Raw genomic sequence first — 7396 nt, 5'->3', positions numbered from 1 at the left:
GTGCGTGCCGTTGTTCATCCGTTCCCGGAAGCTGCCCGTCGAAAACTCCCGGCCCTTGAGCCGCGAGCACGTCGGCGGCGACGGTCGGGTCACCGATGACCACCAGTTCTACTGCAGCGGGTCGGGCAGTCGCACCGTGCACGCCGGCAGCCACAGCTGGGCCAGCGGGCCGATCGCGAGGGCGTAGAGGACGGTCCCCACCCCCAAGGTGCCGCCGAGCAGCAGCCCGACGACCACGACCGTCACCTCCAGGCCGGTGCGCACCACGCGCAGCGAGCCGCCGAAGCGCCGCACCACGCCGGTCATCAGGCCGTCGCGCGGGCCGCGCCCGAGCTGCGCGCCGATGTAGAGCGCCGTCGCGAAGCCGCACAGGACGATGCCGCCGACCATCAGCGCGACCCGCAGCACCAGCGCATCGGGCCGGTCCAGGAGCCACAGCGTGCCGTCGGCCGCGACGCCGACGACGAGCGCGTTGGAGATGGTGCCGAGGCCGGGCTGCTCGCGCAGCGGGATCCACAGCAGCAGCACCGCGAAGCTCATCACCACGACGGCCTGCCCGAGCGTGAGCGGGACGTGCCGGATCAGGCCGGAGTGGAGCACGTCCCACGGCGCCAGGCCCAGGTCGCCCCGGACCATCAGCCCCAGCGAGATGCCGTAGGCCACCAGGCCGACGTACAGCTGGAGCAGGCGACGGCCCAGTCGCCCGGCGCGCAGCTGGGCGACGGGGCCGAGGTCGGCGAGGGCGGGCCGCGCGGGGCGGGGCACGGCGGTGCTGCGCATGACCTCAGCCTCTCCCAGATTGGCCTTCCGACAAATAGCCAATCGTGGGACAGTGGACTGCATGAGCACGTCCGGATCCATCTCCGCCGCCCGGACCGCCGCGCTGGTCGGCGACTTCGACCGCAGCCCGGCCTACACCGGCCTGGCCGACGCGCTGAGGCTGCTGATCGGCGACGGCCGGATCGGCTACGGCACCCGGCTGCCCAGCGAGCGCGAGCTGACCGAGGCGCTCGGGGTCTCGCGCACGACCATCACCCGGGCCTACGCGACGCTGCGCGACACCGGGTACGCCGAGGCGCGCCAGGGCTCCGGCACGTTCACCCGGGTGCCGGGCGGCCGTGCGCGGGCCCACGACCGTGCCCTGCTCCCCCGCGCCGGCGACCACGAGGCCATCGACCTCAACTGCGCCGCGGCCTCGGCCCCGCCCGGCGTGGCGGCGGCCTATGCCGAGGCGGCGAGCGACCTGCCGGCGTACTTCGGCGGGCACGGCTACTTCCCCGCCGGCCTGCCCGAGCTGCAGGCCGCCATCGCCGCGACCTACGAGGCGCGCGGCCTGCCGACCAGCCCGGAGCAGGTGATGGTGACGCCCGGCGCGCTCTCGGCGGCCGCGATCGTGGCCCAGGCCTGCACCGGTCCGGGCGACCGGGTCCTGGTCGAGTCACCGGTCTATCCCAACGCGACGCTCTCGATCCGCCACAGCGGCGCCCGCCTCATCGGAGTGCCGGTCGACCCGGACGGCTGGGACCTCGGCGCGGTGGCCGCCGCGCTGCGCCAGACCTCACCGCGGCTGGCCTACCTGATCCCCGACTTCCAGAATCCCACCGGCCAGCTCATGAGCGAGGCCCAGCGCCAGGAGTACGCCGGACTCCTGCGGCGCGCCGGAACGGTGGCGGTCGTCGACGAGGCACACCAGGCCCTGCCGCTGGACGGCCAGGAGATGCCGCGGCCGTTCGCGTCCTTCGCGCCCGAGACGCTCACCCTCGGGAGCGCGAGCAAGACCTACTGGGGCGGCCTGCGCCTGGGCTGGATCCGAGCCCCGGAGGGCCGGATGGAGCAGCTGACCGCGGCGCGGGTCGGCCTGGACCTCGGGGCGCCGGTCATGGAGCAGCTCGTGCTGGCCCGGCTGCTGGCACACGGCGACGAGGTCGTCGACGCGCACCGCGCGCGGCTTCGCGAGCAGCGCGACCGGCTGGCCGCGGCGGTGCGCGAGCAGCTGCCCGACTGGCGCTTCCACCTGCCCGGCGGCGGTCTGGCGCTCTGGCTGCAGCTGCCCGGCCCGCTTGGCACCGCTCTCACCGACGAGGCCGAGCGCCGAGGCGTGATCATCGCCCCGGGCCCGGTCTTCGCGGCCGAGGGCGGGCTCGACCAGTTCGTCCGGGTGCCGTGGACCCGACCACCCCACGTCATGGAGGAGGCCGTCGCGCGGCTCGCTGAGGCGTGGTCCGCCGTACGCGACCGCCAGGGCACCACCCCCCGCGGCTCCGCGCGGGTGATGGTGGCCTGAGGGACGACTCAGCCGAGGTCGACGGCGCGCACGGAGGCGGCGTCGATGGCGCTCTCGATGTCGGCGAGGGCGTCGGCGGGGATGGCGCTGTCGACGGAGAGCGCGACCAGGGCGAGGCCTCCCTTGGCCGCGCGGGCGACCTGCATGCCGGCGATGTTGACCTGCGAGCTGCCCAGGATCTGCCCGACGGTGCCGACCATGCCCGGGCGGTCGTCGTAGGTGAAGAACGCCAGGTGGTTGGTCGGCTCGATGTCGATCTCGAAGCCGTTGACCTCGACCAGCCGCTCCTTCTGGTTGATGCCCACCAGCGTGCCGCTGACCGAGACCTGCGAGCCGTCGGCGAGGGTGCCGCGGATCGTGATCAGGTTGCGGTGGTCGGCGCTCTCACCGTCGGTCACGAGGCGGACGGCGGTGCCGCGCTCGGCGGCCAGGAGCGGGGCGTTCACGTAGGACACCTGGTCCTCCACGACGTCGCTGAAGACGCCCTTCAGGGCAGCCAGCTCGAGCACCTTGACGTCGAACTCGGTGATCTCGCCGCGGACCTCGACGTCGATCTGCTGGGCCACCTCGCCGGCCAGCGCGGTGAACACGCGGCCGAGCTTCTCGGTCAGCGGGATGCCTGGGCGCACGTCCTCGGCGATCACGCCGCCCTGGACGTTGACCGCGTCGGGCACGAGCTCGCCGGACAGCGCGAGCCGCACCGACTTGGCGACCGCGATGCCGGCCTTCTCCTGCGCCTCGTCGGTGGACGCGCCGAGGTGGGGCGTGGCGACGACGTTCTCCAGCTCGAAGAGCGGGCTGTCGGTGCACGGCTCCTTGGCGAAGACGTCGAGGCCGGCGGCGGCGATGCTGCCGGTCTTCAGCGCGTCGTAGAGCGCCGCCTCGTCGACGATGCCGCCGCGGGCGGCGTTGACGAGCACCAGCGAGGTCTTGGCCTTGGCCAGCTGCTCGGCACCGATCAGGCCCACCGTCTCGGGGGTCTTGGGCAGGTGGACCGACATGAAGTCGGCCTCGGCGAGCAGGGTGTCGAGGTCGACGAGGCGCACGCCCATCTGGGCGGCGCGGCCGGCCTGCACGTAGGGGTCGTAGGCGATGACGTTCATCCCGAACGCGCTCAGGCGCTGCGCGACGAGGACGCCGATGCGGCCCAGGCCGACGATGCCCACGGTCTTCTCGTAGAGCTCGATGCCGGTGTACTTGGAGCGCTTCCACTCCCCGCCCCGCAGCGCGGCGTGCGCCGGCGAGACGTGGCGCGCGGCGGCGAGCATCAGCGCGACCGCGAGCTCGGCGGCCGAGACGATGTTGGAGGTCGGCGCGTTGACGACCATGACGCCGGACTGGGTCGCGGCCTTCACGTCGACGTTGTCGAGGCCCACGCCCGCGCGGGCCACGACCTTCAGCCGGGAGGCCGCGGCGAGCGCCTCGGCGTCGACCTTGGTCGCCGAGCGGACCAGGATCGCGTCGACGTCGGCGATCGCGGGCAGCAGCTCGGCGCGGTCGGCGCCGTTGCAGCTGCGGATCTCGAAGTCCGGGCCGAGCGCCTCGACGGTGGCGGGGCTCAGCTCTTCGGCGATGAGTACGACAGGCTTGCTCACAGCGATTCCTCAAGGTTGTTCCAGAAGGGAGGTCGCACGACGCTGTGCCGGGTCCACGTTACCCGACCGTCACACAGGTCAATGAATCGCGTGCACGTGGTGAGAAGACCGCCTCAGACCCGGTCCGCGAAGCTCAGGCGGGCCGGCCGGGCGATGAGTTCCGGACCCGACGCCGGTCAGGAAGGCGTGCGCAAGATCGTGATGTACGAGCTGATGTCTCTCGACGGCGTCGCGGAGGAGCCGGGCGACTGGATGTTCGAGGTCGACGACGACGTCTTCGCCAACCTGGCCCGCGTCATCGCTGCCCAGGACGACGTGCTGCTCGGCCGCGGCACCTACGACTACTGGTCCGGATACTGGCCGTCCTCGGACGTCCAGCCCTTCGCGGACTTCATCAACACCACCCCGAAGCACGTCGTCACCTCGACCGCCCCGGCCACCTCCTGGGCCAACACCGTCCTGGTTCACGAGCCGGCCGCCGACTACGTGGCTCGACTGAAGGAGGGCGAGGGCGGCGACATCGGCATCCACGGCAGCCTCAGCCTCGCGACCACCCTGCTGGACGCCGACCTCGTCGACGTCCTCGAGCTCGTCGTCGTCCCCGCCCTTGCGGGCGGCGGGAGACGGCTGTTCGGCGACCGGCCGGAGCCTGGCCGACTGAGGCTGGACACCGTCGCGGCCAGCCCCAGCGGGGCAGTGTTCCTGCGCTATCTCCGGGGTTGAGGTGTGCCGGTGCAGCCAGGCGGGCTGTGTCCCTGCGACTCAGGTCCGCTGCTGCAGGTAGGTGATCAGCGCGAAGATCGCCGCCACCACGGCGATCAGCGCGAGCACGGCCAGGGCCGCCGGGAACTTCTTGCGCGGCTCGGGGGCGTTCAGCGGGTGCTCGGCGGTGGGCTTGCGACGTTCGTCCATGCCCGCCGGTCCCCCGCCCGCCGGGAGACATGCCTGGCACCGAAATCCGTTGTCCTCGAGCCTCCTCGACACGACACGATGGGTCCATGCCGTTGCCCACCCCGACACTGACCACCGCTCGCCTGCGGCTGCGCCCCTTCGCCGAGACCGACGCCGACGGCCTGTACGCCCTGCAGAGCGACGCCCACGTCCTGCGCTACTGGGACTCCCCGCCCTGGACGGATCGCGCCCAGGGCGAGCGCTTCCTCGCGACCTGCCACCGGATGCAGGAGGAGGCCAGCGGCACACGACTGGTCATCGAGCGCGCCACTGACTCCGCCTTCCTCGGCTGGTGCACCCTCGCCCGCTGGGAGCCTGCGCACCGGCGTGCGACCCTCGGTTACATCCTCGCCCAGGATGCCTGGGGCCAGGGCTACACCACCGAGGCGGCCCGCGCGCTGCTGCACTGGGCCTTCGACACCCTCGACCTCCACCGCGTGCAGGCGGAGGTCGACACCCGCAACCCCGCCTCTGCTCGGGTCCTGGAGAAGCTCGGCTTCGCGCACGAGGGCACGCTCCGCGAGGACTGCGTCGTCGAGGGCGTCGTCTCCGACTCCTGGATCTACGGCCTCCTCAGGCCCGACTGGGAGCCGGCCGCCGGGTGAGTCGACCTCGGCCCCGGCTGCGGGCCCGGGTCGGGACAGCGCGCAGCGAAGGTCGTCGCGCAGCATGGCGGCCAGCGCCCCGATGTCCGTGACCACTCGCCGTCGGTCAAGCCACGCACCAGCTCGAGCGTGGCGGCGTCCTCGTCGGCGCCGGTCAAGTCCTGCCACTCGGCGGGCAGGGTGTTGGAGCAGCTCATCGTGGCGATTGGCGCGACGGGTGCGGAGTGGCAGGTTCCCGGGCTTCGCAAGGCCGGCTACAGCAAGGAGCGCCGCGTCGACCCGCAGGTCGTGGTCGACTGCTGGTCGACCGACGCTGGGACCGTCGAGGACGTCGAGGACGTCGAGACCATCGACATGGGCTCCGATCGCCGTTAGCGTCGACCTCCTCGGGCTGGAGGCGCGGATGAGCCGTCGAATCGTCGTGGTGGTCGCTGTCGTGGTCGGCGTCGCCATCGTGGTTTACGCCGTCATGTACCTCAACCGCGGCGACACGAGCTCCTCTCAGTCCTCGAGGACGTTCCCCGCCGAGGCGCGCGGCGTGGCGTTCGTCGACGAGGCCGTCATCTACGACGACCTCGGGCGGATGACCGCCACCGCCGACCTGGTGGTCCGCGGGTCGGTGCGCGACGCCACGGCGGGCAAGACCCATGTCTACCCGCCGAGCGAGGCGCTCGCCGACGAGACGGACCGGCTGCTGACGGTCCAGGTCGAGGAGGTCGTCTACTCCGACGGTCGGGCGGCGCCCAAGGCGATCACCGTGGTCGAGGGTTGGTGGTCGCAGGGCGTCGGCTATGCCGTCGAGGGCATGCCGTGGATCAAGCCGGGCCAGCAGGCCTACTTCTATCTCACTGCGGACCCGGGCTACCCGGCGGACACCTACACCTACGTGGGCACGACCGGTCGGGTGCTCCTGATGAACGACCGCGCCCAGGTCAGTGGCGACCACCACGGTGATGGCCCCTGGGACGGCGCGCTCGGTGGCCGCGCCCGAGCCAGCGGGCCCACTGAGACCGCCGACGGGCGGCACCACACCCAGGCGATCGAAGGATGGATCCGGGCAGCCGCGGTGTCCGCACAGCGCGGCGAGTCGAAGCCGATGCCGCTGCCGCGGATCACCGGCCCGAAGGCCTGAGGAGGCGACGTGCGAGCTTTCTGGAAGACCAGCCCACGACTCGGCGGCGTCGCACTGGCGACGGTCGTCCTGGCCCTTGCGCTGCTGAGCATCCGCGGTCCGGCCTACGCCGACAACAACGACTTGATCGACCCGGACGACGTCACCCACTACGTCGACCGCAACGCCCTCACCAGCGACGGGAACCTCGCCGCCCTGCGCGGGATCGCCGAGCTCGACACGACCAAGATGAACGCCACCCTCGACGGCAGCGGCGACGTCGAGGTCTACGACGCGTCCTATGGCACGTCCGGCAGCTGGAACAACACCCGAGGCCGGGCCACCTGCGTCAACAAGACCTGGACAGGCCTCGAGTGCGACGTGTGGGAGGTGCGGTTCAACCAGTCCTACCTGGACTCTCAGTCCCTGGCCAACTGGTGGCACGTCGGATGCCACGAGTTCGGGCACACCGCTGGCATCAGCCACCGCGACGCCGACGACGACACCAACAACAACTCGTGCATGCGCAGCGGCGGCAGCAACTACTTCCTCGACAACCACGACGTCGCCGTCATCAACGACGACGTCTGAGGCCTCGCCCCTCGGTGGCGGTGACGAGCACGCCGGTCTTGTCGTCCGGTGCTCGCATTTGTCGAACCGGTCGATCCAGGAGTTCCCGGCGGCGTGGTCCTCCTGGGTGGCGCAGGTCCACAGTGAAACTCGCCCCGGTGGCACGAGCCAGGGCCGCATTCCGCCCCACGGTCGACGATGAGCTGGTGCCAGAGCTACGGAAAGCGCTATCGCGCGCTGCCCTCCTAGTACCGCCGACGCCGCTTCACACGCACATGGC

Annotated in this window: 9 protein-coding genes; 6 read left to right on the top strand and 3 right to left on the bottom strand. The window is 71.9% G+C overall.

The features are described from left to right. Positions 1 to 108: 108 nt before the first annotated feature. On the bottom strand, positions 109 to 780 hold the full coding sequence (locus LRP67_RS20445; RefSeq protein ID WP_231272036.1) for a YitT family protein: 672 nt from the start codon (positions 778 to 780) through the stop codon (positions 109 to 111). A gap of 61 nt (positions 781 to 841) precedes the next feature. Between LRP67_RS20445 and LRP67_RS20440 the strand changes: the two genes are divergently transcribed. Beyond that, positions 842 to 2284 carry a PLP-dependent aminotransferase family protein gene (locus LRP67_RS20440; protein ID WP_231272034.1) on the top strand — a complete coding sequence of 481 codons (1443 nt, stop codon included), beginning with the start codon at positions 842 to 844 and terminating at the stop codon, positions 2282 to 2284. A gap of 8 nt (positions 2285 to 2292) precedes the next feature. On the opposite strand, the gene serA is transcribed toward LRP67_RS20440, so the two are convergent. Next, the gene (gene serA / locus LRP67_RS20435) at positions 2293 to 3879 is read right to left on the bottom strand and encodes a phosphoglycerate dehydrogenase (RefSeq protein ID WP_231272032.1); all 1587 of its coding nucleotides are present in this window, start codon (positions 3877 to 3879) and stop codon (positions 2293 to 2295) included. Between the two features lie 153 nt (positions 3880 to 4032). Between serA and LRP67_RS20430 the strand changes: the two genes are divergently transcribed. Further along, on the top strand, positions 4033 to 4602 hold the full coding sequence (locus LRP67_RS20430) for a dihydrofolate reductase family protein (RefSeq protein ID WP_231272030.1): 570 nt from the start codon (positions 4033 to 4035) through the stop codon (positions 4600 to 4602). A gap of 39 nt (positions 4603 to 4641) precedes the next feature. Here the strand turns inward: LRP67_RS20430 and LRP67_RS20425 are convergent, their stop codons facing one another. Beyond that, the gene (locus LRP67_RS20425; RefSeq protein WP_231272028.1) at positions 4642 to 4791 is read right to left on the bottom strand and encodes a hypothetical protein; all 150 of its coding nucleotides are present in this window, start codon (positions 4789 to 4791) and stop codon (positions 4642 to 4644) included. An 86-nt stretch (positions 4792 to 4877) separates the two neighbouring features. Here LRP67_RS20425 and LRP67_RS20420 point away from each other — a divergent pair, with 86 nt between their 5' ends. The 4 genes from LRP67_RS20420 to LRP67_RS20405 all read left to right on the top strand — a co-directional run bounded on the left by LRP67_RS20420 (position 4878) and on the right by LRP67_RS20405 (position 7137). Next, positions 4878 to 5435 carry a GNAT family N-acetyltransferase gene (locus LRP67_RS20420; protein ID WP_231272026.1) on the top strand — a complete coding sequence of 186 codons (558 nt, stop codon included), beginning with the start codon at positions 4878 to 4880 and terminating at the stop codon, positions 5433 to 5435. A gap of 180 nt (positions 5436 to 5615) precedes the next feature. Continuing rightward, positions 5616 to 5810: a hypothetical protein gene (locus tag LRP67_RS20415; protein ID WP_231272024.1), complete on the top strand. Its 195-nt coding sequence runs from the start codon at positions 5616 to 5618 to the stop codon at positions 5808 to 5810. A gap of 28 nt (positions 5811 to 5838) precedes the next feature. Continuing rightward, positions 5839 to 6567 (top strand): hypothetical protein, encoded by a 729-nt coding sequence (locus tag LRP67_RS20410; RefSeq protein WP_231272022.1) that lies wholly within the window; start codon positions 5839 to 5841, stop codon positions 6565 to 6567. 9 nt (positions 6568 to 6576) lie between these two features. Beyond that, the gene (locus LRP67_RS20405) at positions 6577 to 7137 is read left to right on the top strand and encodes a hypothetical protein (protein WP_231272020.1); all 561 of its coding nucleotides are present in this window, start codon (positions 6577 to 6579) and stop codon (positions 7135 to 7137) included. Positions 7138 to 7396 lie beyond the last annotated feature (259 nt).

This window comes from Nocardioides sp. cx-169 (assembly GCF_021083605.1).
GTDB lineage: Bacteria > Actinomycetota > Actinomycetes > Propionibacteriales > Nocardioidaceae > Nocardioides.
Note: the sequence above shows the minus strand (reverse complement) of the source record. Positions and strands in the feature narration are given on the sequence as shown.